The following is a 24,591-nucleotide window of genomic DNA, read 5'->3' as shown; positions in this document are numbered from 1 at the left end:
TCATCCCGTATCAAGGCTTTTCCTGTGCGGGCGCTTGTCGCCCCAGTACCAGGCTTCGGTAATGCCCCGGATTGCAACCGAACCACTTGCGAAAAGCCTTGTAGAACGAACTGCTGTCGGCAAAGCCCAACCGCTCGGCGATCTCGCCAAGGCCCACGGCGGGGTCGGACAACCAGGCAATGGCCTGCTCGCGGCGTACGCTGTCCTTGAGCCCTTGGTAGGTTTGCCCCTCCTCCACCAGGCGCCGGCGCAAGGTTGAAAGAGAGATGCACAACCCGCCAGCCACGGCTTCGGCATCCGGCAAGCCGGCCGGGTCCATGCGCCGCAACTGATCACGGATGCGCCGCGCCAGGCTGGCGGGGTCACGGTATTTCACCAGGATATTATCCGGCGCACCGGCGAGAAACCGCTGCAACTCCTCTTCGCTGCGCTTTAGCGGCAGTTCCAGGCAATCAGCCGCGATGATCATGCGCGTACGCGGGCGCTCAAAGCAGAGGTTTTCCGAAAACATCACCCGATAGTCGTCACAGAACGGCGGCTCGGCACAGCGCAGGTCAATGGCCAGGATAGGGATGCGCCGCCCGGCCAGCCAGCAGGCCACCCCATGCACGATCATCCAGAACGTGAAATAGGTGAATGCGCGGCGCGGTTCGTCACGCGGTTCGTTGATGACAATCTCAGCCAGGCCTTCCTGGCGCACCAGGCTGGGTTGCATGTCTTCGAGCATCAGCGACAGGAACGCCAGCGCGGTTTCCAGGCCGGCGCCCAAGGTCGGTTGACCCATGCTGGCACGGCACATGAACGCCAGGCTGCCGCTGCGCAGGCCGCGCGGATCCATCGCGAAGAACTCGTCGTTGCAGCGCCGTGCCAGCAAGCGCCACAGTCGAGCATAGGCCTCGGCACTGACCCGCGCCTCTGGCAGGTGCAATTGTTCAACGGCAATGCCTGCCCGGGCCAGCAAGCCGCTATCGGGCTCACCGGCGGGGCAGGTCTGCAACAGCGCTTCGCGCACCAGTTGCATCGAAATGGTATCTTTGTCGCTCATCGACGGTCCTGTCGGCTGGTTGCCGGCCATCTTAGGCTGCCACGCTGAAAACAGCCATCACAGCCCCGCCGCCAGCCCCAGGAATGCCTGGATAAGGCGCAATTCTCGACGACGCTCCAGACAACCAATCAAGTGTTGGTTGATCAGGCCCTCGCCAGATAATGGTCGTGCGACCACCCGTGGGTCATTGGCCACTTCAGTGGATGAAACAACGCCAATACCCAACTCCGAGGCCACCGCCTCGGTCACCGCCTCACGGCTGTCCAGCTCCAGTAATACACGCGGTTGCACACCCGCTTTGATACAGGCCTTGTCGAAGGTACGCCGGGTGGTGGAGCTGGGTTCGCGCAGCACCATGATCTGCTGGTGCAACTCGGCCAACGGCAAGTCTTCCCCATCGTTCGCCCAGGCATGCCCCGCCGGCAACAAGGCACACAGGCGAGACTCACAAAGACTTTGCAAATGCAGCCCCTTGCGCGGCTCGATCTCGGTCAGCACAGCCACGTCGGCATGCTCGCTAAGCAACGCAGCCAGGGTTTCCTGGGCATTGCCCAGGCGCAGGTTGACGGTGATGCCCGGGTAGCGCTCGCGCAACAGCGCCAGCATCGGCATCACCCGGTGCGGGCCATCGGCTGCCACCTCCAGGCGCCCGGTCAGCAACTGGCGATTGGCTTCAAGCATGGCCTGCGCTTCTTCGGCCAGGCCAAACATGGCGCGGGTGATGGCCGCCAGGCGGATGCCTTCTTCGGTCAACTCCACACGCCGTGCGGTGCGCCGCAGCAAGGTGATCTGGTAGTGCTCCTCCAGTGCCTTGACGTGCCCGGTCACCGCCGGCTGGCTGATGAACAGGCGCTCGGCAGCACGCGTAAAACTGCCCTCTCGGGCCACCGCGTCGAAGGCACGTAGCTGGAACAGGTTCATATTTATCGGCCTGACTTATAGCTGGGATAACAACAAACAATTTGATTGATGACAGCCCGAATTGCAACCTAGGCCCCGTAGTTTCACTCCACCGCTTGTGAGGAAAACGGAATGAGCAACGCCCCTATCTTGCTGACCCCCGGTCCCCTGACCACATCAATCCGCACCCGCCAAGCCATGCTGGTGGACTGGGGCTCCTGGGACCGTGACTTCAACCAGCTGACTGCCAGCGTCTGCGAGCAACTGCTGGCGATCATCGGCGGCAGCGCCAGCCACCACTGCGTGCCCCTGCAAGGCAGCGGCACCTTTGCCGTGGAAGCGGCCATCGGCACCCTGGTGCCACGCGACGGCAAGGTCCTGGTGCTGATCAATGGCGCTTATGGCCAGCGCCTGGCAAAGATCTGCAAAGTGCTGGGCCGCACCTACAGCACCTTCGAAACCGCCGAAGACCAGCCCACCACTGCCGCTGATGTCGACAGGCTGCTGGCTGCCGACCCGGCCGTGACCCACGTGGCACTGATCCACTGCGAAACCAGCACCGGCATCCTCAACCCGCTGCCCGAAATCGCCCAGGTGATCAAACGCCACGGCAAGCGCCTGATCATCGATGCCATGAGCTCGTTCGGCGCGCTGCCGATCGATGCCCGCGAAATCCCCTTCGAAGCGCTGATCGCCGCCTCCGGCAAGTGCCTGGAAGGCGTACCCGGCATGGGCTTCGTCTTCGCCGAAAAAACCGCCCTGGCTGCCGCCGAGGGCAATGCCCACTCGCTGGCCATGGACCTGTACGACCAGCACACCTACATGGCCAAGACCGGCCAGTGGCGCTTCACCCCGCCCACCCATGTGGTCGCGGCCCTGCACGAAGCACTGCAGCAATACAACGAAGAAGGCGGCCTGCCTGCACGCCACCAACGCTATGCCGACAACTGCAAGACCCTGCTCGACGGCATGGCCGCCATCGGGCTGCGCAGCTTCCTGCCAGCTGACATCCAGGCGCCGATCATCGTCACCTTCCACGCACCAAACGATCCCCGCTACCAGTTCAAGGACTTTTACGAGCGGGTCAAGGCCAAGGGCTTCATCCTCTACCCGGGCAAGCTGACCCAGGTCGAAACCTTCCGCGTCGGCTGCATTGGCGTGGTCGGTGCCGATGGCATGCAGGCCGCCGTGAATGCCGTGGCCGAAGTACTGCGGGAAATGGAAGTGCTGGACATCTGACCCTTTGCCCACCCGAATTCAGGAATTAGCGCACATGAACTACAGCAACCCCACCCAGCTGCAAGCCGCCATCCTCGACTGGGCCGGCACCGTGGTCGACTTCGGCTCTTTCGCCCCCACCCAGATCTTTGTCGAGGCCTTTGCCGAGTTCGACGTGCAAGTGTCCATCGAGGAAGCCCGTGGCCCGATGGGCATGGGCAAATGGGACCACATCCGCACCCTGTGCGACGTGCCGGAAATTGCCGAACGCTACCGCAAGGTGTTCGGCCGCACGCCGACCGACGACGACGTCACCGCCATCTACAACCGCTTCATGCCGCTGCAGATAGAGAAGATCGCCGTGCACTCGGCACTGATCCCCGGTGCGCTGGACACCCTTACCCGGCTGCGCCAGGACGGCCTGAAAATCGGCTCGTGCTCGGGGTATCCGAAGGTAGTGATGGACAAGGTGGTGGAACTGGCGGCGCAGAACGGCTACGTGGCCGACCACGTGGTGGCCACCGACGAAACCCCTAACGGCCGACCATGGCCAGCCCAGGCCCTGGCCAACGTGATTGCACTGGGTATTGACGATGTGGCGGCCTGCGTGAAGGTCGACGACACCGTGCCTGGCATTCTCGAAGGCCGCCGTGCCGGCATGTGGACCGTGGCACTGGTGTGCTCGGGCAACGCGCTGGGGCTGACCTGGGAAGGCTTCCGGGCGCTGAGCGCCGAGCAGCTGGAAAGCGAGCGTCAGCGCATCCATGCGCTGTTCGCCGGCTCGCGCCCGCACTACCTGATCGACACCATCAACGAACTGCCCCAAGTGATTGCGGACATCAACCGACGCCTGGCCAAAGGCGAGATGCCACAAGCCTTCTGAAGCCATGCACCTTCTCTGTGGGAGCGGCCTTGTGTCGCGATCGGGCTGCGCAGCAGCCCCAGCGATCCAGACCTTTTTTGGCTGAATCCGAGGGGCCGCTCCCACAAAAGGCTGCTAAGCCGGCCGAATCGAGAAGGTAACCTGGGTCGCTTTTCAGCCTGGATCTGTACATTGAGTTGCCGGTGCAAGTTCCCAAAAATGGGCCATCCCTGTCCTGAGATGCCCAGCCCCCAATGAGCACACACACCCGCACCAGCCGCCTTACCGTCCCGCAACTGGTAGCCATGAAAGGCCGGCAAAAGATCGTTTCGCTCACCGCCTACTCAAGCTCCATTGCCCGGGTGATCGACCCGCTGGTCGACTTCATCCTGGTCGGCGATTCCACGGCCATGGTCGGCTACGGCCGCCCGTCCACCCTGGGCATGCGCCTGGACGAGACCATCGCCCACACCCGCGCCGTGGTCGACAGCACCCGTCTGGCCTGCGTGGTCGCCGACATGCCGTTTGGCAGCTACCAGGAATCCCACGAACAAGCCTTTCGCAACTGCGCCCAGGTATTGGCCCGCACCGGCTGCGATGCGCTCAAGCTGGAGGCCAACCAGGCGTTGGCGAGCACCGTCGAATTCCTGGTCGCACGGGGTATTCCGATCATGGCGCACATCGGCTTGATGCCGCAGTTCGTCAATGCCATGGGCGGCTACAAGGCTCAGGGGCTGACCCCTGACAGCGCTGCAGCCCTGCGCGCCGATGCGCAGGCGAACCTGCACGCGGGTGCTTTCAGCCTGCTGCTCGAAGGCGTGGCGGAGCCCGTGGCCCACGCCATCACCCAGGCCAGCGATAAACCGACCATTGGCATTGGCGCCTCACCCGCGTGCGATGGCCAGGTGCTGGTCACCGAAGACCTGCTGGGGCTGGGGGGTGACCACGTGCCACGCTTCGTCAAGCAGTATGCCGACGTCGGCCAGGTGATCCGCGAGGCCTGCACGCGCTATGCAGACGAAGTGCGCGACGGGGCGTTCCCTGGCTTGCACCACTGCTACGGGGTTTGAGCTTCGGCCTGAATCGCCTCGACAAGGCATTGCAGCGCGGAGGCAATATTCTTGCTCCAGTCCACTGTGCAGCACAGCCGCAGGTGGCTGCGCCATAGGCCACACTGGCTGAAGAGCTCCCCGGGGGCGATGACGATGCGCTGCGCCAGCAACCGCTCGAAGACCCGGCCCATATCCACTGGCCGGGTCGCCTGCAACCACAGGCTGGCCCCGCCTTGGGGCTCGGTGATGCGCAGGCAGCCCTGGCCGTAGACGTCCAGTAGCGCCTTCATCTGCTGCAGGCGTTGGCGCAGCATAGGCCGCAAGCGCTTGACATGCAGCTCGACCCGGCGCGAGGTGAACAGCTTGGCGATGGCCTTTTGGCGAATCGGTGACAAGCGAAAAGCACGTTCGAGAAACAGCTGCTGCAACCGCTCGTTATGCTGCCGGCAAAGCAGGTAGCCAAAGGGCGCCTCTGCGCCGATCAGCTTGTCCAAGGTCGAAAACACCAGCAGCCGGTCAGGGTCGGCGAAGTCCCGGTAGAGCGGCGCTGACGCGTGGAAACACAACTCGCCGTAGCCATCGTTCTCGAACAACCATACAGCGTGCTCAGCCAGCCAGTGACAAATCTGCTGCTTGTCCGCTGCGGGCATCAAACCGCCTTGCGGCACGTTGGCCGCTGACGACAGCACTGCCAGGCGCACAGGCTGATCGCACATCAGTCGGTGGAACTGCTGCAGATCGAAACGCCCGTCATCACCCAATGGCACTTCGATGATGGTCATGCGTGCACCCTGCAACTGCCTTAGCACCGCCCAGTTGCAGGGCGACTCCACCAGCGCCACCTGGCCCTCCAGGTCGAGGGCGCGTAACGACAATTCGAGGATGCTGCGCAGGTCCGCGCCGATAAACACCTGATCGGCGCTCCAGTAATGCTGCGCCGAGCGGGTGTAGCGGTCGGCCAGCACGCTGCGCAACTCAGGCTCACCGAACGGCTGGAACAACGGTGCCAACGAGTGCGGGTATTGGCGCGCCAGTTCGCGCTCGATCATCATCAGCGGCTGTTGCAGCGACAGCAACATGGCCGGCGCATCACTGCCCAGGGCCAGCATACCCGGCTGACGGGCACTGGCGAACACCGTGTCGAGCAGGCTCGGTGAGTGATGGCCACGCATGGCGGGCGCGCGGGTTCGGCTGAAGTAGCCCTGCTTGGGGCGCGCATACACCCGCCCTTCGTCTTCCAGCAGCGCATAGGCGTACTTGGTACTGGATACCGAAACACTCAGGCGCTGGGCCAACTCGCGCAGCGACGGCAAGCGCTGCTCCACATCGCAGGGCGCTGCCTCGATCCTGTCGAGCAAGTAGCGGTAGACCGCCTGGTAGGTGTAGCTGGGCTTGTCGATCTGGCTGTTGTCCATGGCGGCGACTGTGACGGCATTGAACCCAACCCTGGCGCGTTGGTAAACCCCTACTGTGGCAATTGCACCTGCGGCTTGGTCGCGGCAAAGATCGCCCAGCTGGACACGAACAGCGCCGCGATCAATGGCCCGATCACGAAGCCGTTGAGCCCGAATACTGCCAGCCCACCCAGCGTCGACACCAGAATCAGGTAGTCCGGCATGCGCGTATCCTTGCCCACCAGAATCGGCCGCAGCACGTTATCCACCAGGCCAATCACCAGCACCCCGAACGCGGTCAGGATAATCCCCGGCAGTATTGCCCCGGTCAGCAGGAAATACGCGGCCACCGGCGCCCAGACGATGCCCGCACCCACCGCTGGCAGCAGCGACAGGAACGCCATCAGCACCGCCCACACCAGTGCGCTGGGAATATCCAGCACCCAGAAAATGAACCCGCCCAGCGCCCCTTGGGTAATGGCCACCAATACGTTGCCTTTTACCGTGGCCCGCACCACACGGTTGAACTTCAGCTGCAAACGGCGTTTCTGGTGCTCGGGCAGCGGCACGGCCTGCCTCACCCGGCGGGCCACTTCCGGGCCATCGCGCAGAAAGAAGAACAGCAGGTACATCATGATGCCAAAGCTGACCACGAACTCGAACGTGCCTTGGCCAAAGCTGAATGCCTGGCTGGCCAATACCTGGCTACCTTGGGTTGCCCACTTGGTGATCTTGTCACGCAACCCGTCGAGGTTGCCCATGCCCATGTTGTCCAGGCCATGCTGGGCGAATGCCGGGAGCAGGTCCTTGCCGTGCTCGACGTAACCGGCAATGTCCAGTTGCCCGCTTTCGATGCGCTGGTACAGCGTGGCGCCCTCCTGGACCAACAGCGCGCTGGTGATGATCACCGGCAGGATCGCCACCAGCAGGCACACCAGCGTGGTCGTGGCCGCAGCCAGGTTGCGTCGCCGCCCGAAGCGGATCAGCAGGTGGCGCTGCAGCGGGGCGAACAGGATGCCGAGGATCACCGCCCAGAAGATTGCGCCATAGTACGGCAACAGGATCCAGAAGAAGGCAATGGTCACCAGCGCCAGGAGTACTGCCAGGGCTTTGTTCTGTAGCGCGGTTTCGTTCATTGCAGTTCCTCTCATGGCTTGTGAGAGATTAGTGCATGGCACTCGGGCAAAAGTGCCGCGCTCACTTGACGCAAATCAATACGCGCCTTGTCCATCGCCCCTAGCATCCCGGCCTTTTTGCCCCGGTGCGCACATGAACCCTACCGCCAAGCCCGAACTGCTCGCTCCTGCCGGCACCCTCAAGACCATGCGCTACGCCTTTGCCTACGGCGCCGACGCAGTCTACGCCGGCCAGCCGCGCTACAGCTTGCGGGTGCGCAACAACGAATTCGACCACGCCAACCTGGCGCTGGGTATCCAGGAGGCGCATGCCCTGGGCAAGCGCTTCTACGTAGTGGTCAACATCGCCCCGCACAACGCCAAGCTCAAGACCTTTCTCAAGGACCTGGCACCGGTCATCGACATGGCGCCGGACGCGCTGATCATGTCCGACCCCGGCCTGATCATGCTGGTGCGCCAGCACTTCCCGCAGATGCCGGTGCACTTGTCGGTGCAGGCCAACACAGTCAACTGGGCGAGCGTGCAGTTCTGGCAGCAAATGGGCTTGAACCGGGTGATCCTGTCACGCGAGCTGTCCCTGGAAGAGATCGAGGAAATCCGCCAGCAGGTGCCGGGCATGGAGCTGGAGGTGTTCGTCCACGGCGCGCTGTGCATGGCCTATTCCGGCCGTTGCCTGCTGTCGGGCTACCTCAACAAGCGTGACGCCAATCAGGGCACCTGCACCAACGCCTGCCGCTGGAAGTACGACGCCACGCCGGCCACCGAGAACGCCACCGGCGACATCGTGCGCGAAGTGCAGCCCACCCTTGGCCTGGGCGCCCCTACCGAGCAGGTTTTCCTGCTGCAGGAAAGCAACCGCCCCGGCACCGAAATGCCGGCGTTCGAAGATGAACACGGTACCTACATCATGAACGCCAAGGACCTGCGCGCCATCCAGCACGTCGAGCGCCTGGCCGGCATGGGCGTGCATTCGCTGAAGATCGAAGGCCGCACCAAGTCGCACTTCTACTGTGCCCGTGCCGTACAGTCGTACCGCCAGGCGATCGACGACGCCGTGGCCGGGCGGCCGTTCGACCGCGCCTTGATGGGCAACCTCGAATCCCTCGCGCAACGCGGCTACACCGAAGGCTTCCTGCGCCGCCACGTGCACGATGAATACCAGAACTACCAACGCGGCAACTCGGTCTCGGAGCGCCAGCAGTTCGTCGGTGAACTGACCGGCGTGCGTGTCGAAGGCCTGGCCGAGGTCAAGGTGAAGAACCGCTTTGCCGTAGGTGACCACCTGGAGCTGATGACCCCGCGTGGCAATTACCACTTCGACCTGCACCGCCTGTGCAACCGCCAGCAGCAGGCCATCGACGTGGCACCAGGCGACGGCCATGTGGTGTACCTGCCCATTCCGGAGCAGGTCGCACTTGACTACGCCCTGCTGATGCGCGACCTGCGCGCCGACGAGGTGGCAAGCTGACAATGCTGTAATGTGCGCCTCAGCTGCCTGACAGGCGCCTGCAGCGAACATCGTGGCTCCCCCGCATGAGGCCACGCCATGTTGCGCACCCCCACCCGCCGTACCTTCGTCAAAGGCCTGGGCGCCGCCACCACACTGGCGGGCCTGGGGCTGTGGCGCCCGCTGGCCCAGGCCGCCGAAGGCCAGGACCTGGCCGGCCAGCACTTCGAGCTGTTCATCGGCCAGACCCCGGTCAACATCACCGGCCGCCCGCGCACCGCACTGACCATCAACAACAGCCTGCCCGGCCCGGTGCTGCGGTGGCGCGAAGGCGACACCGTGACCCTGCGCGTGCGTAACCGGCTGGCACAGGACACCTCGATCCACTGGCACGGCATCATCCTGCCCGCCAACATGGACGGCGTACCTGGCCTGAGCTTCGCCGGCATTGAACCCGGCGGGGTCTACCTGTACCGGTTCACCTTGCGCCAAAGTGGAACTTACTGGTACCACAGCCATTCAGGGTTGCAGGAACAGGCCGGAGTATACGGGGCCATCGTGATCGAGCCGCGCGAACCCGAACCGCACCACTACCAGCGCGACCACGTGCTGCTGTTCAGCGACTGGTCGGACCAGGCGCCGGAACAGCTGATGTCCACCCTGAAGAAACAGTCCGACGCGTACAACTACCACAAGCGCACGGTCGGCGATTTCATCGATGACTTGGCCGACAACGGCTGGAGCCCCACCGTCGCCGAGCGCACGGCATGGGCGCGCATGCGCATGAGCCCTACCGACCTCGCCGACATCAGCGCCGCCACCTATACCTACCTACTCAATGGCCAGCCGCCGGAGGGCAACTTCACCTGCCTGTGCCAACCGGGCGAAACCGTGCGCCTGCGGCTGATCAACGCCTCGGCCATGACCTATTTCGATTTCCGTATCCCCGGGCTGAAGCTGACGGTGATCGCCGCCGACGGCTTGCCGGTGACGCCGGTGAGCGTGGATGAGCTGCGCATTGCCGTGGCCGAAACCTATGACGTGCTGGTGACCGTGGGCGACCAACCTGCCTACACCCTGTTCGCCCAGAGCATGGACCGTACCGGCTTCGCCCGCGGCACCCTGGCCCGCGCCACCGGGCTGCAGGCCCCGGTGCCTGCCCCCGACCCGCGCCCGGTGCTGAGCATGGACGACATGGGCCACGGCGGCATGGGCGCCATGGCGGGCATGGATCACAGCGACATGACCGGCATGGATCACAGCAACATGGCCGGCATGGACCACACGGCCATGTCAGCGATGCAACAACACCCGGCCAGTGAAACCGGCAACCCGTTGGTGGACATGCAGACCATGGCCCCGCGCGCCAACCTGGCCGACCCTGGCATAGGCCTGCGCAACAATGGCCGCCGCGTGCTGACCTACGCCGACCTCCGCAGCCCCTACCCCGACCCGGACGGCCGCACGCCATCCCGCGACATCGAGCTGCACCTGACCGGCCACATGGAGCGCTTCGCCTGGTCGTTCGACGGCGTCAAGTTCAGCGATGCCGAGCCGTTGCGTTTGGCCTACGGCGAGCGGGTGCGCATCACCCTCGTCAACGACACCATGATGACCCACCCCATCCACCTGCACGGCATGTGGAGCGACCTGGAAGACGAGCACGGCCAGTTTCTGGTGCGCAAGCACACCGTCGACATCCCGCCCGGCAGCCGACGTTCCTACCGGGTGACTGCCGACGCCCTTGGCCGCTGGGCCTACCACTGCCACCTGCTCTACCACATGGAGACCGGCATGTTCCGCGAGGTACGCGTCGATGAATGACACACGCAACCGCAGCGTCGTGGCCGGCGTGGCCCTGCTGACCCTGTTCGCCAGCGAACGTGCGCTGGCCGCTGGCATGGCGCACATGAACCATGGCCAGATGAACCATGAAAGCATGAGCCATGGCCCGGCTACGCCCAGCCCGCCGCGCACGCCCCTGCCTGCAATCACCGACGCCGACCGCCGCGCCGCCTTCCCGCCACTGCCTGGGCACCAGGTACACGACCGGGCGCTGAACTGGGCCGTGATCGTCGACAAGCTCGAATACCAGAACTTCGAGGGCAACAGTGCGCTGAACTGGAACGCCACGGCCTGGGTCGGCGGCGATATCGACCGCCTGTGGCTGCGCACGGAAGGCGAACGCGAGCAAGGCAAGACGCACAAGGCCGAAGTGCAGGCGCTGTGGGGCCATGCCGTGAGCCCGTGGTGGGAGCTGGTGGCCGGCGTGCGCCAGGACTTCAAGCCCGCCAGCGGCCAGACCTGGGCCGGCTTCGGCATTCAAGGCACGCCGCTGTATGGCCTGGAGCTGCAAGCCACCGCCTACGCCGGCGAGCGGCAACAGACCGCGCTGCGCCTGGAAGCCGCTTACGCTATGCTGCTGACCAACCGCTGGATACTGGAACCGAACCTGGAAGCCAACCTCTACGGCCGCAACGACGCCAGGCGCGAGCAAGGCGCTGGGCTGGCCGACAGCGAGGTGGGCCTGCGGCTGCGCTACGAGATCACGCGCGGTTTCGCGCCCTACATCGGGGTCAGCTTCAATCGCCTGCACGGCACGCGTGCCGACCAGGCCCGCGAAGACGGCGAAGACCTGGGCCAGACCCGCCTGGTTGCCGGTATCCGCCTGCGTTTCTAAAGGAGTGCCTCACCATGCTGCGCAAACACCTGCTGGCCCTGGGCCTGCTGGCCATCACCGGCCTGGCCCAGGCCGCCGAGACCATCGACGTCTACCGCGACCCCAACTGCGGCTGCTGCAAGGCCTGGATCAGCCACCTGCGTGACAATGGTTTCACCGTCAACGACCACGTCGAGCCGAACATGAGCGCGGTCAAGCAGCGCCTGGGCGTGGCGCCGCGCCTGGCGTCGTGCCACACCGGGGTGATCGACGGCAAGTTCGTCGAAGGCCATGTGCCGGCCGAGCAAGTGCGCCTGCTGGCAAAGCGTAGCGACCTCAAGGGCCTGGCCGTACCGGGCATGCCCATGGGCTCGCCCGGCATGGAAATGGGTGACCACAAGGATGCCTACCAGGTCATCGGCGTCACCCAGGATGGCCAGGACACCGTTGTAGCCAACTACTGATGCTCAGCTTGTGGGCGCTGTTTCTCAGCGCCTTCGGCGCCGCCACCCTGCTGCCGCTGCAATCGGAGGCCGTGCTGGTCGGCCTGTTGCTGCGCCAGCCCGAGGCCTGGGCAACCCTGCTGCTGGTGGCCACTCTGGGCAATGTGCTGGGTTCGGTCGTCAATTGGCTGCTGGGCCGCGCCGTCGAGCACCTGCGCGACAAACGCTGGTTCCCGTTCACCGCTGCCCAACTGCAGCGCGCGCAGCAGCGTTACCAGCGCTGGGGGCAATGGTCGTTGCTGCTCAGCTGGATGCCGGTGATCGGCGACCCGCTGACGTTGGTCGCCGGGATCATGCGGGAGCCGTTCTGGCGCTTCCTGCTGCTGGTGACCCTGGCCAAGGCTGGCCGTTATGCGGTGCTGGCGATGATTACCCTGGGCTGGTTTCACGCCTGGTAACACCTTTCACGTTCCCGGCGCGCGCCTGGCTGCTAAAGTCGCCTTCTCCTATATGGCCCTACACGGAGTGCCCCCATGCTGCGCGCAACCGCCCTGGCCCTGGCCTGCCTTGCCGGCAGCCCGGCCATCGCCGCCGAAACGCCTACCTACGGCCCCCAGCTCGAAGGCTTCAGCTATCCCCACCCGCTCAAGCACTTTGACTTCAAGTCCCAGGGCCAGTCCCTGCAGATGGGCTACATGGACGTCCCCGCACAAGGCCAAGCCAACGGCCACAGCGTGGTGCTGATGCACGGCAAGAACTTCTGCGCCGCCACCTGGGAAACCACCATCGACGCCCTGAGCAAGGCCGGTTACCGGGTCATCGCCCCCGACCAGGTCGGCTTCTGCACTTCCAGCAAGCCCGCGCATTACCAGTACAGCTTCCAGCAGTTGGCCGACAACACCCATGCCTTGCTCGAACAGCTGGGTATCAGGCAAACCATCGTGCTCGGGCATTCCACGGGCGGCATGCTCGCCACCCGCTATGCGCTGATGTACCCGCAGCAGGTGGAACGCCTGGCCATGGTCAACCCGATTGGCCTGGAGGACTGGAAAGCGCTGGGCGTGCCCTACCGTACGGTGGACCAGTGGTATGCGCGCGAGCTCAAGCTGGATGCCGAGGGCGTGCGCGAGTATGAGCGCAAGACCTACTACGCCGGGCGCTGGAAGCCGGAGTACGAGCGCTGGGTACAGATGCTGGCGGGCCTGAACAAGGGGCCGGGGCATGAAGCGGTGGCGTGGAACTCGGCGCTGATCTACGACATGATTTTCACCCAACCGGTGTACCACGAGTTCAAGGACCTGCAAATGCCGACCTTGCTGCTGATCGGCGACAAGGACACCACGGCCATTGGCAGCGATATCGCACCGCCGGAGGTAAAGGCGAAGCTGGGCAAGTATGAAGTGCTTGGCCCGCAGGTGGCCAAGCTGATCCCCAAAGGTGAACTGATCACCTTCGAAGGCATGGGGCATGCGCCGCAGATCGAAGAACCCGTGCGGTTCAACCGCACGCTGGTCGAGTGGCTGGCCAAGTAAAACGGCGGCTCGAGACCAGCACGGTATCTGTGGGAGCGGCCTTGCGTCGCGATGGGCCGCACAGCGGCCCCCTGCACCGTTCAGCCAAACCGTTGCAGTTGCATCTCCCGCAACCGGCTCAAGGTCCGCTGGTACGGGAATGCCAGATACCCCTGCGTATACAGCTCTTCCAGCCGCACCTCGGCCTCGAGGTACAGTGCCACACGGCGGTCGTAGCACTCATCGACCAGCGCGATGAAGCGGCGTACCGCATCGTCCTTGGGCGACAGCGCCGGCAGCTCACGGTCGCCTGCCACCACCCGCGCCGCACCATCTTCAGTGCCACGCGCAATGCGACCGGCCTGCTGCTTACCGCCCAGCGCCGGAATACCCGACACCAGGATGGCCGGAAAACGGTCGCAAAGTGCCATGAATTCCATGGCCGCCAGCGGTTGTTCGCACAGGTCGGTGAAGCGGCACCAGATAGCCTGCTCGCTGCGCCGCACGACCTGTACCTGCCTGGAGCCGATAACCAAGGGCTGATCAGTACCCGTGTGATCCGGGCTGAGCTGGCAGAACACCTCGCCCAGCGGGCTGGCCTGCCCTGTCGCTGCAACCCAGTAGCGCTGCCGTTCTGCACCGGGGTGCAGGCGGTGGTCCTGCTCGCCCGTCACCGGCAGTACCTGCATGTGCCGCTCAATGGCGGCGATGGCCGGCAGGAACCGCTCGCGGTTGAAACCGTCGCGGTAGAGATGGTCGGGTGGCTGGTTGGAGGTGGCGACGATCACCACGCCCTGGTCGAACAGTACCTGGAACAAGCGGCCGAGGATGATCGCGTCGCCAATGTCGTTGACGAACAGTTCGTCGAAGCACAACACGCGGATCTGCCCGGCCAGCTCCCGGGCCAACGCCAGCAGCGGGTCGGCGGTGCCATTGAGCTGGAACAGGCGCTGGTGGACCCAGGCCATGAAGTGATGAAAGTGCTGGCGCCGGCTGGATACGCACAAGCAGCGGTGGAACTGGTCCATCAGCCAAGTCTTGCCCCGGCCGACCGGGCCCCAGAGGTAGATGCCCTGGGTGGGGCGGCCCTGCTCGACAGCCAGGAAGCAGGCCTGCAAGGCATTGACGGCGCGGGCCTGGGCAGGGTCGTCAGCGTAGCCCTGAGTGCTCAGGGCTTGCTGGTAAAGGGATTGGGGAGTGATGGCCATGGCCGCATTCTACACAGGTCCCTGTAGGAGCGGCCTTGTGCCGCGATGGGCCGCGCAGCGGCCCCAGGACTTCGGCATTGCAGCATAGATTGTTGGGGCCGCTCTGCGGCCCATCGCGGCACAAGGCCGCTCCTACAGGGACCGCGTCAGTCGGCCAGGCCTACCTTCAGCAATGCGCCGTCCTTGTCATCGGTCAGCACATAGATGTAGCCATCCGGCCCAACCCGCACATCGCGGATACGCGCCTTCAAGTCACCGAGCAAACGCTCCTCATGCACCACCTTGTCGCCCTTCAACTGCAAACGGATCAGCTCCTGTGTCGCCAGTGCACCAATGAACAGGTTGTGGTCCCAAGCCTTGAATGTCGGGCTGTCGTAGAACGCCATGCCGCTGATACCCGGTGACTTCTCCCACACATGGTGTGGGTCGACCATGCCGTCCACATGCTTGCCCTTGGCCTCGGGTATCGGCAGCAGCGAGTAGTTGATGCCATGGGTCGCAATCGGCCAGCCATAGTTCTTGCCGGGCTCGGGGATGTTGATTTCGTCGCCACCGCGCGGGCCGTGCTCGTGGGTCCACAGCTTGCCGGTCCAGGGGTTGAGCGCGGCGCCCTGCTGGTTGCGGTGGCCGAACGACCAGATCTCCGGCCGCACGTTGTCCTTGCCGACGAAGGGGTTGTCCTTGGGCACTTCGCCATCCGGCAAGATGCGCACGATCTTGCCTTGCAGCTTGTCCAGATCCTGGGCAGTGGGGCGCTGGTTGTTCTCACCCAACGCGATGAACAGATAGCCGTCGCGGTCGAACACCAGGCGCGAGCCGAAGTGGTTGCCCACCGACAGCTTGGGCTGCTGGCGGAAGATCACGCTGAAGTTATCCAGCCGCGCGCGGTCTTCGGACAGCTGGCCACGACCGACGGCGGTACCGGCCTTGCCGTCACTGCCCTCCTCGGCGTAGGACAGGTACACGGTACGGTCCTTGTCGAACTGCGGTGACAGCACCACGTCCAGCAAGCCACCCTGGCCCTCGCCCCAGACCTTGGGCACGCCGCTGATCGGCGGGCCGACCTTGCCTTCAGCGTTGACCACCCGCAGGTTGCCGGCGCGCTCGGTTACCAACATGTCCTTGCCGCCCGGCAGAAATGCCAGCGCCCAAGGATTGCGCAGGCCGTCGGCCAGGGTGGTGACGGTCAACGTGCCTTCTTCGCTGCGAAACTGTTGCTCTGCCGCCGCCTGTGCCAGCAGGGGCATGAGTGCGGCGGCAGTCAGGGTAGCTAGCCAGGTTGCTCTGGGCATGCAGGATTCCTTCCGTATGGGCTCACGGCGCCCGCGTGCTGTCGCGGGGCGGCCGGCTCGGTTCCAGGTTTGGGGTTTGTTGCTGCCGACGCAGGTTGTCGCCGTTGCCGATGCCGCGGTTGTCCAGGCTGGGCGTGCGCTGGTACGGGTCGGTGGACGGGCCGCGCACTGGGGGCGTGGCCGGCATACTGCCCTGGCGGCTGTTGGGGTTGGCGCGCTGGATCGGGCTGTTGTAGGGGTTGTTGTTGCCAGCGGCAAGCTGCAAAGGCTGTTGCGGGGCAGCGTGCGCAGGCAGGCACAAGGCCAGGCCCAGGGCCAGGATGGGCAATGTCGGGTTCATGCTTCACCTCCTGTACGAAAATGCCGCGCCTCGTGGGTTTGATAGCCTAAGGCGCGAGGGGTTCGAGACAAAAGTGTGAATTTGGGCGGAGATGATTCCTGATGTTTCAGTATGTGCTCGTGGGGCTGCTTTGCAGACCATTGGGACGCAAGGCCCTGCAGGAACAGCCTTGTGCTGCGAATGGGCCGCAAAGCGGCCCCGGATCACTGGCTCTTGTCTACCCTGTGCCGCGCCGCATACAGGCACAGCATTTCCATCGCCAGGGTCGCCCCCGCCAGCGCAGTGATATCAGCATGGTCATAAGCCGGCGCCACCTCCACCAGGTCCATGCCCACCAGGTTGATCCCCCGCAGCCCGCCCAGAATCTCCAGCGCCTGCACCGTGCTCAACCCACCACACACCGGCGTACCTGTGCCAGGCGCATAGGCCGGGTCGAGGCAGTCGATGTCGAAGGTCAGGTACACCGGCCGCTCACCTACACGCTGGCGAATTGCCGCAATCACCGCCTCGGTGCCCTGACGGTGCACCTGGCGGGCGTCGAGGATGGCAAAGCCCTGGCTGTCGTCATTGGTGGTGCGCAGGCCGATCTGCACCGAACAGGCAGGATCAACCAGGCCCTCACGGGCGGCATGCCAGAACATGGTGCCATGATCGATACGCTTGCCCTCCTCGTCCGGCCAGGTGTCGCTGTGGGCATCGAAGTGGATCAGCGCCAGCGGGCCATGGCGGCGGGCGTGGGCCTTGAGCAGCGGGTAGCTGATGAAGTGGTCGCCACCGAGGGTAAGCATGGCGCAGCCCGCTTCCAGAATATGGGTGGCATGGGCCTCGATGCTGTCCGGCACCGACTGCGGTGTGCCACTGTCGAAGGCGCAGTCGCCATAGTCGATCACTGCCAAGTGGTCGAACGGGTCGAACGCCCACGGCCAGTGCCGGGCCCAGGCCTGCTGCACCGAGGCGGCGCGGATCGCCCGCGGGCCGAAACGCGCACCTGGGCGGTTGCTGGTGGCAGTGTCGAACGGCACTCCGCTGACCACCACATCCACACCACGCAAATCGCGGCTGTAGCGGCGGCGGGAGAAACTGGTAATGCCGGCGTAGGTACTTTCAGCGGCAGTGCCATACAGGCTGTCGCGAGTCATCGCCTGGTCGTTGCTTGCGGCTTGCTCCACGGTCGGGCTCCTTGGTTGTTATCAGTCACTGGCGGCTGCGAAAGGCCGTCCATAGGCGGTTGCGCTGGCGCAGGTCGGCCAGGGCCATGCTGCGGTCGGCGAACAGGCGCTGGCGCACTTCGGCAGGCGGGTAGATGTCCGGGTCATTGCGCACCGCCTCGTCCACCAACGGCGTGGCAGCCTGGTTGGCGTTGGCAAAGAACAGTGTGTTGGTCAGCGCAGCCACCGACTCGGGCTTGAGCATGAATACGATGAACGCCCGCGCGGCCTCGGGGTGCGGCGCGTCCTTGGGGATGACCAGGTTGTCCTGCCACACCAGCGTGCCTTCACGCGGGATGCGGTAGATCAGCTCGAACGGCTTGCCAGCGCGGCGGGCCTGGTCGGCCGCCATCGCGGCATCGCCGTTGTAGGTCAGCGCCAGGCACACGCTACCGTTGGCCAGGTCGCTGATCTGCCGGCCATTGGCGACGTAGCTGATCGAGGGTTGCAGCTGGCTCAGCAGCTGCTGCGCGGCGGCCAGGTCATCCTTGTCCTGGCTGTAAGGGTCCTTGCCGAGGTAGTTCAGGGCCACGCCAATCACTTCCTGCGGCGAATCGGGCATGGCGATGCCACAGTCCTTCAACCGGCTGGCGTATTCGGGCTTGAACAGCAGGTCGAGGCTGTCCAGCGGCACGTCGCCCAGGCGCTGGCGCACCGCCTCCACATTCACCCCAAGGCCCAGCGTACCCCAGGTGTACGGCACGGCATGGCGGTTGCCGGGGTCGGCCTCGGCGAGCTTGGCCAGCAGGTCCTTGTCGAGGTTGCTGTAGCCGGGCATGGCCTGGGGGTCGAGCGCTTGCAGGGCATTGGCCTTCAGCGCCCGAGCCAGCACGGTCGACGATGGCACCACCACATCGTAACCACTGCCACCGGTGAGTAACTTGGTCTCCAGCACTTCGGTGGTGTCGAAGGTGTCATACCGCACCTTGTAGCCGGTTTCCTGTTCGAAACGCTGAAGGGTTTGCGGGGCGACGTAGTCGGCCCAGCTGTAGAGGTTGACGACCTTTTCTTCGGCCTGCAGCGGCAGGGCCAGAACCAGGGACAACAGGCACAACGATCGACGCATGACGGACACCTCGGCAAATGGGTGGATGCCGCGAGCATGCCAGCCGGGTTACATTGCAGAAATGGCAAGTTTGCAAAGCTGACATTCATCAGGAGCAATGTAATGCTCGGACAAGTGCACGATCCCGACCTGCACCTGCTGCGGCTGTTCGTCACTGTAGTCGAGGCCGGGGGCTTCAGCGCCGCGCAAGGCGTGCTGGGCCTGAGCCAGCCCACCATCAGCCAGCGCATGGCGCAGCTGGAAACACGCCTTGGCTACCGCCTGTGCAGCCGAGGCAAAGGTGGCTTTCACCTGACGGAGAAAGGCGCGTTGCTGTTGGATGCAGCGCGCGGGCTGCTGCTGAACATCGAGCAGTTTCGCCAGCAGGCCACCGGCGTTGCCGGGCGGTTGCTAGGGACCGTGCGCATCGGCATGGCGGAAAACCAGGACAAGGCAGTGAGCCTGAAACTGGCGGCGGCCATTGCCGCGTTCCGCACACGAGAGGAATCAGTGCAGCTGGAGCTGATCAGTGCACCACCGGCGGAGCTGGAGCGGTTGTTGCTGGAGCAGCGGCTGGATTACGCCATCAGCTACTTCTCCGGCAACCAGGCGGCCTTTGATTACCAGCCATTGTTCGAGGAACCGCAACGGCTGTATTGCGGCAAGGGGCATGTGCTGTTCGGCGAATCGGGTGTTGAGCTTGAGCGGTTGCTGGAGATGGACCAGGTGCGCCATCCATACCGGTTTCTCAAAGGCGGTGAGCCGTTCCAGAGCCGGCACAGCATGGCTGTGGCGGAGCAGATCGAGAGCGTGCTGACGTTCATTCTGTCGGGGCGGCATATTGGTTACCTGCCCTGCCACTGCGCGCACGCCTGGGAGGCGGAGGGGTTGTTGTGGGCGTTAAACCCAGGGCTGGATTTTGTGGTGCCGTTTACCCTGGCCAGGCATCGGGCACAGGTGACGGGTGAAGCGCAGCAGGCGATTGCCGAGGATTTACTCGCGGCGTTTGCCTGATGCGCTCCTACAAGGGCCGGGCACGCCTTGGAGAAGGGTTAGTAAGCCATGCTCCAGGTCAGGGTGTAGGTGCGCCCGCGCCCTTGGTAGTCATACAGGTACGCCGGGCCGTAGGTCGGCGAATAGAACAGCGTCGCGCGTTGGCCCCAGACCGTGCTGTACTGCTTGTCCAGCAGGTTCTGGATGCCGGCACTGAAGGTGCCGAAGCCGGTGTCCTGGCTGCCCAGCAAATCGAAGGTGGTGTAACCGTCGATCTCGTGGTCGGCATCGTCCTTCAGGCTGAACGCATGGTTGGCTTGCAGCCGCGCACTGCGGCCATCGCCCTTCCAGCCAACAAACGCAGTGGCCTTGGACAAGGATGCATAGCGGGCATCACGCTTGTTCCACCCGCCGTCGGCAGCCTCTTCCTCGGAGCGGGTCAGGTGCAGGGTACCGCCCGCTTCCCAGCCCGTCTGGAAGTGCCGGGTTAGCGCACCTTCAAAGCCGAAGTCGCGGCTCTTCTGCTCTTCCACGTTGATCGTCAGCGTTTGCGAATCGACGTTGATGATCTTGTCCGACCAGATGTAGTACAGCGCCGCCTGGGCATCCCAGTCCAGGTCGGCATAGCGCCAGCCCAGTTCCACCTGGCGGCTCTTGATGCCGGCCAGCGGGTTGTCGGCCACGCTCAGGCCCGGCTTGCCGTAATACTTGGCAGGGTCTGGCAGGTCGAAACCTTCGCCATAGTTGCTCCATACCTGGTGGCCGTTCTTGAAGTCGTAGATGGCGCCTATGTTGAACAGGTTGACCTGGTAATCGTTGCTACCGCCCGGCACGCCCTTGAAGTCGCTGACGTCGACGTCCATCTGCTGGCGACGGGCACCGCCGGAGAGCGTCAGGTTGTCGGTGGCATGCCAGTCCAGCTGGGCGTACACCGACACACCATCGACCCGGTAGCTGGGATAGCGCGCGGCCTTGCTGTCCTTTTCCATCTCCAGGCCGCCCGATTCGGACGAGGTCAGGGCGTTGAAGGTGGTCTGCTCGGCATTGAAGCGCTCGCGATCCAGGTCGAGGCCATAGGTCAGCTTCAACGTATCCCACTGTTTGGCGAACAGGCCCTTGAGGCTGGTGACCTCGAAGTTCTGCTGCGAGGCAGCAAAGTACACCCCGCGCGAGCCGGTGGGCGTGGCGCGGTTGTAGTACGGGAACGGGTAGAAGTTGTCGTCTTCCTTGCGGTACGAGGCCTGCAGGTAGAAATCCTGGCCCAGAACATCGCTGTGGTGGTAATTAGCGTTCAGCAACAAACGCCGGGTACGCGGCTCCAGGTCGGACGAATAGCCGCTGCGCAGCTCGGCGTCTTCCAGGTCGGATGGCGCGTTGTAGTTGAGGTTGGGAAAGTAAATTCCCGTGCTGCCGTGGTTGCCCGAGTCGTAGTACTGGGCCAGCAGGTCGAGGCTCTGCTGGTCGTTCAACTGCAAGCCCAGGGTGCCGAGCACGTCGATGGTGCGGTTGTATTGCAGGTCGGTCTGGGTGTTGTCGATGAAGATCTGGTCGCCGGCACCGTCGTAGAAGGCTTCGTTCTGCTCGCCGGAAATACCCAGCCGGGCATTGACCCGCTCGTTGCCGCCACTGATCGACTGGGCGAAGCGGGTGGCCAGGTCATCGCTGTTGTTGAACCCGCTGCTGGCGCCAAGCTGGGTCTCGAAGCGCGCCGGCCCGGGTTCGCCCTTCTTGGTGACGATGTTGATGATGCCGCCAGTGGCACCACCGCCGTAGATGGCGCTGGCGCCAGACAGCACTTCGACACGCTCGACGTTGAACGGCGAAATGCTGTCGAACTGACGCGACAGGCCGCGCGAGCTGTTTTGGCTGACCCCGTCGATCATCACCAGCACGTTGCGCCCGCGCATGTTCTGGCCATAGTTGGTACGCCCTTCCGGCGCAAGGTCGAGGCCAGGTACCAGCTTGCCGATGGCTTCTTTCAGGCTGACGCCGCTGTCGATCTGCTCGCGCAGCTGCTGCTGGTCGACTACCCACACAGTGCCGGGGATTTCGCTGATTGCGGTGCTGGTGCGCGAGGCCACGCTGACTTCGATCGGCTTGAGGTTGACCGCCTGTGGCGCTGCCTGGGCCTTGCGCAGGGTCACGGTGCCCGCGTCACTGAAGTGCCAGCTCATGCCGCTGCCGGCCAGCAACTGCTGCAGGGCCTGCTCGACGCTGTAGCTGCCGTGCAACGCCGGGCTGGCAATACCTGCGACGTCACCTGTGGTGTACAGCAAGTGCAGCCCGGCCTGGTCGGCAAAGGTGGTCAGGGCCTGGTCCAGCGGCTGCGCTGGCAGGTCGAGCTGAACCTGGCGAGCCTGCATCTGGGTTTGTTCGGCGGTGGTCGCGGCCGACGCATGCAGCGGGCCGACCAGCATGGCCAGGGCGCTGCAGGACATCAGGGCATGGTGAAGAGGACCGCGACTGCGGTGCAAGGGCTTGAGCATCAGAGGCACGAATGAGCTTCCTGACAAGTCGTAAATGAGAATGGGTTGCTGATCAGTCCCACTACGACGATCTGGCTTGCAGGAACTTGCAGTGCCAAATGGAAAATATTTTTATTTCTGTGCCGGCCTCTTCGCAGCACAAGGCTGCTCCTACAGGAACCGCACATGCCTGTAGGAGCAGCCTTGTGCTGCGAAGAGGCCGGCACAGGCTGATCAATGAACCACAGCCAACCACGGCAGGTAGGTAACCTTCAGCCCATACCGCTGCTCAAGCGTGCGCAGCAGTGCCTCAGGCTCGTCAAGGTCAAACACCCCGCTCACCTCCATCGCCGCCAGCTTGCTATCAGACAGCACGATGCGCCCATGCCGGTAACGCTCAAGCTCCGTCAGCACCTGCCCCAGCGGTTTGCCGTTGAAGATGAGCTTGCCGCGCTGCCAGGCCATCTGCGCACCGGCATCAGCCGCCACCGCCAGTTCATGTTCGCCGACCTTGGCTTCACCGCGTGCCAACACCACGCGGCCATCGCGACGCACGCTGAAGGTGGCGGCACCACCCTGCACCCGCTCGCCTGCCGTATCGACCACAAACGGCCGCGGATCATCCGTGGCCTCGAACAAGGCCTCACCGGCAGCCAGCACCACACGGCGTTCGTGCTCACTGAACACCACACTCAGCGCACTGGCGCTGTTCAGCGTCACCCGCGTGCCGTCCGCCAGGGTAATCACCTGCCGCTCACCCACAGCGGTGTGGTAGTCCGCCAACAACACCGGTGCCTGCTGCCAACCCGCCACAGCGGCAACCAGCAACACCACGGAGGCAGCCACACCGGCCTGCTTGAGCCAGTCGCGACAATGGCGCAGGGCCTGGCCGATATATTTGGCCACCATGCTCTCGGAAACCCCCAGCCGCTGTGCAATCTGCGCCTGGGTCAGGCCTTCGACGCGGTTCAGCAACAACGCCTGGCGGGCATTGTCGGGCAGTTTCAGCAGCGCATCGTCAAGGATTTGCAGGCGCTCACGGGCCAGCAACATCGCCTCGGGCGCTGGCGCCGGGCAGGCCAGCTCACCCGCTGCGTCACAGTCGTCATGGCTGGCAGCCAGGCGCTGCTCACGGCGCAAGGCATCAATTGCCAGGTTACCGGCCACGCGGAAGATGAAGCTACGGGCGTGCAGCACCGGCACCGCCTGTTCATCGACTTTCACCAGCTTCAGATAGGTTTCCTGCGCCACGTCGGCTGCGCGCTGGCGGTCGCTCATGCGCCGCGTCAGGAACTGCAGCAGGTCGTCGTAGTGCTCCTGGAAAGTCGCCAGCAGGCCCGACACGGGTGACGTCAGCATGGGTTTGGGCACTGCCAGCAGGATGAGTTATCGGGCGTTAATGAGAAACAGTATCTTTCATCTGCAAGGAGACTTTCAACGCCGACGCGCATTTGCCACACTGGCGGTTCGCTCACTCTTGCAAGGTCGCCCGCAATGACTGCCCGCCTGCACCGCTGTAGCCGCCTGCTTCTCGTCCTGCTGATGGCCTATGGCCTGGGTGCCTGCGCACTGTTCCAGCCACGCGACCCGGTCAACATCAGCGTGATCGGCATCGAGCCGCTGCCCGGCCAAGAACTGGAACTGCGCATGGCGGTGAAAATGCGCGTGCAAAACCCTAACGAGTCGCCGATCGACTACAACGGCATTGCCCTGAACCTGGAAGTGAACGGCCAGCCGCTGGCCGCCGGGGTCAGCGACCAGCAGGGGCATATTGGCCGCTATGACGAAGCGGTGATCGTGGTGCCGGTGAGCATCACGGCGTTTTCCTTCCTGCGCCAGGCCTATGGGCTGGGCACGGTGGACTCACTGAAGGGTTTGCCCTACAAGCTGCGCGGCAAGCTGGCGGGCGGGTTGCTGGGGACCGTGCGCTTTACTGACGAGGGCAAGCTGGACCTGCCGAAAGGCGCGACCTGGTAAGCGCCCGCCAGGGGTATTCAGCGGCTGGCGCTGGCGGCGGCCATCAGCTTGTTGACTTCGCTGCGCACCATGCTGGCGTATTCGGGCGGCGACATGCCCTCCAGTTCGGCGCGCACCCACTCGGCCCATTTACCCTTGCGCCGGGGCTTTTCGGCGATCAGCCGGGCCGCATCGCCCTTGGCCTTGCCCAGGCTGCTCTGCCACATCTCGAACAGCCGCGCCTTCTCTGCCTCGATCTGCGCCCGTTCCTCGAAGCTCATGTTGGCCAGATTGAAACTCATGAAGGTACCTGCAGGTTTGAAAATGGCCGCTATCTTACACCCAGGCAACCCAACATCGGAAAGCCACCGCAACTTTCCCGACGCAGCGGCATCCATTGTTCACACCACCCCATCA

General features: G+C 64.3%; 23 protein-coding genes. 11 read left to right on the top strand and 12 right to left on the bottom strand.

Going from position 1 to position 24,591, the window contains the following annotated elements:
* Positions 1-10: 10 nt before the first annotated feature.
* A complete protein-coding gene (locus MRBLPB4O_RS08690) occupies positions 11-1,045 on the bottom strand; it encodes an AraC family transcriptional regulator (RefSeq protein WP_341798105.1) in 1,035 nt (344 codons plus the stop codon).
* A gap of 57 nt (positions 1,046-1,102) precedes the next feature.
* Positions 1,103-1,966, bottom strand: a complete 864-nt coding sequence (locus MRBLPB4O_RS08685; protein WP_341798104.1) for a LysR substrate-binding domain-containing protein — start codon at positions 1,964-1,966, stop codon at positions 1,103-1,105.
* 111 nt (positions 1,967-2,077) lie between these two features.
* Here MRBLPB4O_RS08685 and MRBLPB4O_RS08680 point away from each other — a divergent pair, with 111 nt between their 5' ends.
* The 3 genes from MRBLPB4O_RS08680 to panB all read left to right on the top strand — a co-directional run bounded on the left by MRBLPB4O_RS08680 (position 2,078) and on the right by panB (position 5,095).
* Positions 2,078-3,184: a 2-aminoethylphosphonate--pyruvate transaminase gene (locus MRBLPB4O_RS08680; protein ID WP_341798103.1), complete on the top strand. Its 1,107-nt coding sequence runs from the start codon at positions 2,078-2,080 to the stop codon at positions 3,182-3,184.
* 34 nt (positions 3,185-3,218) lie between these two features.
* Positions 3,219-4,046 carry a phosphonoacetaldehyde hydrolase gene (phnX, locus tag MRBLPB4O_RS08675; RefSeq protein WP_341798102.1) on the top strand — a complete coding sequence of 276 codons (828 nt, stop codon included), beginning with the start codon at positions 3,219-3,221 and terminating at the stop codon, positions 4,044-4,046.
* Positions 4,047-4,279: 233 nt separating this feature from the next.
* Positions 4,280-5,095, top strand: a complete 816-nt coding sequence (gene panB, locus MRBLPB4O_RS08670) for a 3-methyl-2-oxobutanoate hydroxymethyltransferase (protein ID WP_341798101.1) — start codon at positions 4,280-4,282, stop codon at positions 5,093-5,095.
* Here the strand turns inward: panB and MRBLPB4O_RS08665 are convergent.
* Positions 5,083-6,492, bottom strand: coding sequence for a PLP-dependent aminotransferase family protein (locus MRBLPB4O_RS08665; RefSeq protein WP_341798100.1), 1,410 nt, complete (start codon positions 6,490-6,492; stop codon positions 5,083-5,085). The genes panB and MRBLPB4O_RS08665 overlap by 13 nt on opposite strands.
* Positions 6,493-6,542: 50 nt before the next feature.
* Entirely contained in the window at positions 6,543-7,607 is a 1,065-nt protein-coding gene (locus MRBLPB4O_RS08660; RefSeq protein WP_016500644.1) for an AI-2E family transporter, read from the bottom strand.
* Positions 7,608-7,740: 133 nt separating this feature from the next.
* On the opposite strand from MRBLPB4O_RS08660, the gene yegQ reads away from it, so the two are divergent.
* The 6 genes from yegQ (at position 7,741) to MRBLPB4O_RS08630 (ending at position 13,688) form a co-directional block, all read left to right on the top strand.
* Positions 7,741-9,075, top strand: a complete 1,335-nt coding sequence (yegQ, locus tag MRBLPB4O_RS08655; protein ID WP_341798099.1) for a tRNA 5-hydroxyuridine modification protein YegQ — start codon at positions 7,741-7,743, stop codon at positions 9,073-9,075.
* 78 nt (positions 9,076-9,153) lie between these two features.
* Positions 9,154-10,878, top strand: a complete 1,725-nt coding sequence (locus tag MRBLPB4O_RS08650) for a copper resistance system multicopper oxidase (RefSeq protein ID WP_341798098.1) — start codon at positions 9,154-9,156, stop codon at positions 10,876-10,878.
* Positions 10,871-11,734 carry a copper resistance protein B gene (locus MRBLPB4O_RS08645; protein ID WP_341798097.1) on the top strand — a complete coding sequence of 288 codons (864 nt, stop codon included), beginning with the start codon at positions 10,871-10,873 and terminating at the stop codon, positions 11,732-11,734. The genes MRBLPB4O_RS08650 and MRBLPB4O_RS08645 overlap by 8 nt, the downstream gene beginning before the upstream one ends.
* 14 nt (positions 11,735-11,748) lie before the next feature.
* A complete protein-coding gene (locus MRBLPB4O_RS08640; protein ID WP_341798096.1) occupies positions 11,749-12,177 on the top strand; it encodes a DUF411 domain-containing protein in 429 nt (142 codons plus the stop codon).
* Positions 12,177-12,614 (top strand): YqaA family protein, encoded by a 438-nt coding sequence (locus tag MRBLPB4O_RS08635; protein ID WP_341798095.1) that lies wholly within the window; start codon positions 12,177-12,179, stop codon positions 12,612-12,614. The genes MRBLPB4O_RS08640 and MRBLPB4O_RS08635 overlap by 1 nt, the downstream gene beginning before the upstream one ends.
* A 75-nt stretch (positions 12,615-12,689) precedes the next feature.
* On the top strand, positions 12,690-13,688 hold the full coding sequence (locus MRBLPB4O_RS08630; RefSeq protein ID WP_341798094.1) for an alpha/beta hydrolase: 999 nt from the start codon (positions 12,690-12,692) through the stop codon (positions 13,686-13,688).
* A gap of 80 nt (positions 13,689-13,768) precedes the next feature.
* Here MRBLPB4O_RS08630 and zapE read toward each other — a convergent pair whose 3' ends face one another.
* The 5 genes from zapE to MRBLPB4O_RS08605 form a co-directional block, all read right to left on the bottom strand.
* A complete protein-coding gene (gene zapE / locus MRBLPB4O_RS08625; RefSeq protein ID WP_341798093.1) occupies positions 13,769-14,875 on the bottom strand; it encodes a cell division protein ZapE in 1,107 nt (368 codons plus the stop codon).
* A 146-nt stretch (positions 14,876-15,021) separates the two neighbouring features.
* Positions 15,022-16,167 carry a PQQ-dependent sugar dehydrogenase gene (locus MRBLPB4O_RS08620; RefSeq protein WP_341798092.1) on the bottom strand — a complete coding sequence of 382 codons (1,146 nt, stop codon included), beginning with the start codon at positions 16,165-16,167 and terminating at the stop codon, positions 15,022-15,024.
* A 22-nt stretch (positions 16,168-16,189) separates the two neighbouring features.
* The gene (locus MRBLPB4O_RS08615; RefSeq protein WP_063425292.1) at positions 16,190-16,507 is read right to left on the bottom strand and encodes a hypothetical protein; all 318 of its coding nucleotides are present in this window, start codon (positions 16,505-16,507) and stop codon (positions 16,190-16,192) included.
* 203 nt (positions 16,508-16,710) lie between these two features.
* Positions 16,711-17,676, bottom strand: coding sequence for an agmatinase (speB, locus tag MRBLPB4O_RS08610; RefSeq protein WP_341798091.1), 966 nt, complete (start codon positions 17,674-17,676; stop codon positions 16,711-16,713).
* Between the two features lie 25 nt (positions 17,677-17,701).
* A complete protein-coding gene (locus MRBLPB4O_RS08605; protein ID WP_341798090.1) occupies positions 17,702-18,781 on the bottom strand; it encodes a polyamine ABC transporter substrate-binding protein in 1,080 nt (359 codons plus the stop codon).
* Positions 18,782-18,883: 102 nt separating this feature from the next.
* Between MRBLPB4O_RS08605 and MRBLPB4O_RS08600 the strand changes: the two genes are divergently transcribed.
* Positions 18,884-19,774: a LysR family transcriptional regulator gene (locus MRBLPB4O_RS08600; protein WP_341798089.1), complete on the top strand. Its 891-nt coding sequence runs from the start codon at positions 18,884-18,886 to the stop codon at positions 19,772-19,774.
* A gap of 38 nt (positions 19,775-19,812) precedes the next feature.
* Here the strand turns inward: MRBLPB4O_RS08600 and MRBLPB4O_RS08595 are convergent, their stop codons facing one another.
* Positions 19,813-22,239, bottom strand: a complete 2,427-nt coding sequence (locus MRBLPB4O_RS08595; protein ID WP_341798867.1) for a TonB-dependent receptor — start codon at positions 22,237-22,239, stop codon at positions 19,813-19,815.
* 213 nt (positions 22,240-22,452) lie between these two features.
* Positions 22,453-23,577: a sigma-70 family RNA polymerase sigma factor gene (locus tag MRBLPB4O_RS08590; protein ID WP_341798088.1), complete on the bottom strand. Its 1,125-nt coding sequence runs from the start codon at positions 23,575-23,577 to the stop codon at positions 22,453-22,455.
* A 135-nt stretch (positions 23,578-23,712) separates the two neighbouring features.
* On the opposite strand from MRBLPB4O_RS08590, the gene MRBLPB4O_RS08585 reads away from it, so the two are divergent.
* A complete protein-coding gene (locus MRBLPB4O_RS08585) occupies positions 23,713-24,195 on the top strand; it encodes an LEA type 2 family protein (RefSeq protein ID WP_341798087.1) in 483 nt (160 codons plus the stop codon).
* Positions 24,196-24,212: 17 nt separating this feature from the next.
* Here MRBLPB4O_RS08585 and MRBLPB4O_RS08580 read toward each other — a convergent pair whose 3' ends face one another.
* The gene (locus tag MRBLPB4O_RS08580; RefSeq protein ID WP_049273556.1) at positions 24,213-24,476 is read right to left on the bottom strand and encodes a hypothetical protein; all 264 of its coding nucleotides are present in this window, start codon (positions 24,474-24,476) and stop codon (positions 24,213-24,215) included.
* Positions 24,477-24,591: the final 115 nt, after the last annotated feature.

It is taken from the genome of Pseudomonas sp. LPB4.O (genome assembly GCF_038383825.1).
GTDB classification, from domain to species: domain Bacteria; phylum Pseudomonadota; class Gammaproteobacteria; order Pseudomonadales; family Pseudomonadaceae; genus Aquipseudomonas; species Aquipseudomonas putida.
The sequence above is the reverse complement of the archived record's forward strand: the minus strand, read 5'-3'. Positions and strand labels throughout refer to the sequence as shown.

Coding starts and splice junctions, on each gene's coding strand:
- MRBLPB4O_RS08585 (WP_341798087.1), top strand. CDS start 23,713: ATGACTGCCCGCCTGCACCGCTGTAGCCGCCTGCTTCTCGTCCTGCTG.
- MRBLPB4O_RS08680 (WP_341798103.1), top strand. CDS start 2,078: ATGAGCAACGCCCCTATCTTGCTGACCCCCGGTCCCCTGACCACATCA.
- MRBLPB4O_RS08580 (WP_049273556.1), bottom strand. CDS start 24,476: ATGAGTTTCAATCTGGCCAACATGAGCTTCGAGGAACGGGCGCAGATC.
- panB (WP_341798101.1), top strand. CDS start 4,280: ATGAGCACACACACCCGCACCAGCCGCCTTACCGTCCCGCAACTGGTA.
- MRBLPB4O_RS08640 (WP_341798096.1), top strand. CDS start 11,749: ATGCTGCGCAAACACCTGCTGGCCCTGGGCCTGCTGGCCATCACCGGC.
- MRBLPB4O_RS08630 (WP_341798094.1), top strand. CDS start 12,690: ATGCTGCGCGCAACCGCCCTGGCCCTGGCCTGCCTTGCCGGCAGCCCG.
- MRBLPB4O_RS08595 (WP_341798867.1), bottom strand. CDS start 22,239: ATGCTCAAGCCCTTGCACCGCAGTCGCGGTCCTCTTCACCATGCCCTG.
- yegQ (WP_341798099.1), top strand. CDS start 7,741: ATGAACCCTACCGCCAAGCCCGAACTGCTCGCTCCTGCCGGCACCCTC.
- MRBLPB4O_RS08665 (WP_341798100.1), bottom strand. CDS start 6,492: ATGGACAACAGCCAGATCGACAAGCCCAGCTACACCTACCAGGCGGTC.
- MRBLPB4O_RS08590 (WP_341798088.1), bottom strand. CDS start 23,577: ATGCTGACGTCACCCGTGTCGGGCCTGCTGGCGACTTTCCAGGAGCAC.
- MRBLPB4O_RS08600 (WP_341798089.1), top strand. CDS start 18,884: ATGCTCGGACAAGTGCACGATCCCGACCTGCACCTGCTGCGGCTGTTC.
- MRBLPB4O_RS08645 (WP_341798097.1), top strand. CDS start 10,871: ATGAATGACACACGCAACCGCAGCGTCGTGGCCGGCGTGGCCCTGCTG.
- MRBLPB4O_RS08690 (WP_341798105.1), bottom strand. CDS start 1,045: ATGAGCGACAAAGATACCATTTCGATGCAACTGGTGCGCGAAGCGCTG.
- MRBLPB4O_RS08615 (WP_063425292.1), bottom strand. CDS start 16,507: ATGAACCCGACATTGCCCATCCTGGCCCTGGGCCTGGCCTTGTGCCTG.
- MRBLPB4O_RS08660 (WP_016500644.1), bottom strand. CDS start 7,607: ATGAACGAAACCGCGCTACAGAACAAAGCCCTGGCAGTACTCCTGGCG.
- MRBLPB4O_RS08605 (WP_341798090.1), bottom strand. CDS start 18,781: ATGCGTCGATCGTTGTGCCTGTTGTCCCTGGTTCTGGCCCTGCCGCTG.
- MRBLPB4O_RS08620 (WP_341798092.1), bottom strand. CDS start 16,167: ATGCCCAGAGCAACCTGGCTAGCTACCCTGACTGCCGCCGCACTCATG.
- MRBLPB4O_RS08650 (WP_341798098.1), top strand. CDS start 9,154: ATGTTGCGCACCCCCACCCGCCGTACCTTCGTCAAAGGCCTGGGCGCC.
- MRBLPB4O_RS08685 (WP_341798104.1), bottom strand. CDS start 1,966: ATGAACCTGTTCCAGCTACGTGCCTTCGACGCGGTGGCCCGAGAGGGC.
- zapE (WP_341798093.1), bottom strand. CDS start 14,875: ATGGCCATCACTCCCCAATCCCTTTACCAGCAAGCCCTGAGCACTCAG.
- MRBLPB4O_RS08635 (WP_341798095.1), top strand. CDS start 12,177: ATGCTCAGCTTGTGGGCGCTGTTTCTCAGCGCCTTCGGCGCCGCCACC.
- phnX (WP_341798102.1), top strand. CDS start 3,219: ATGAACTACAGCAACCCCACCCAGCTGCAAGCCGCCATCCTCGACTGG.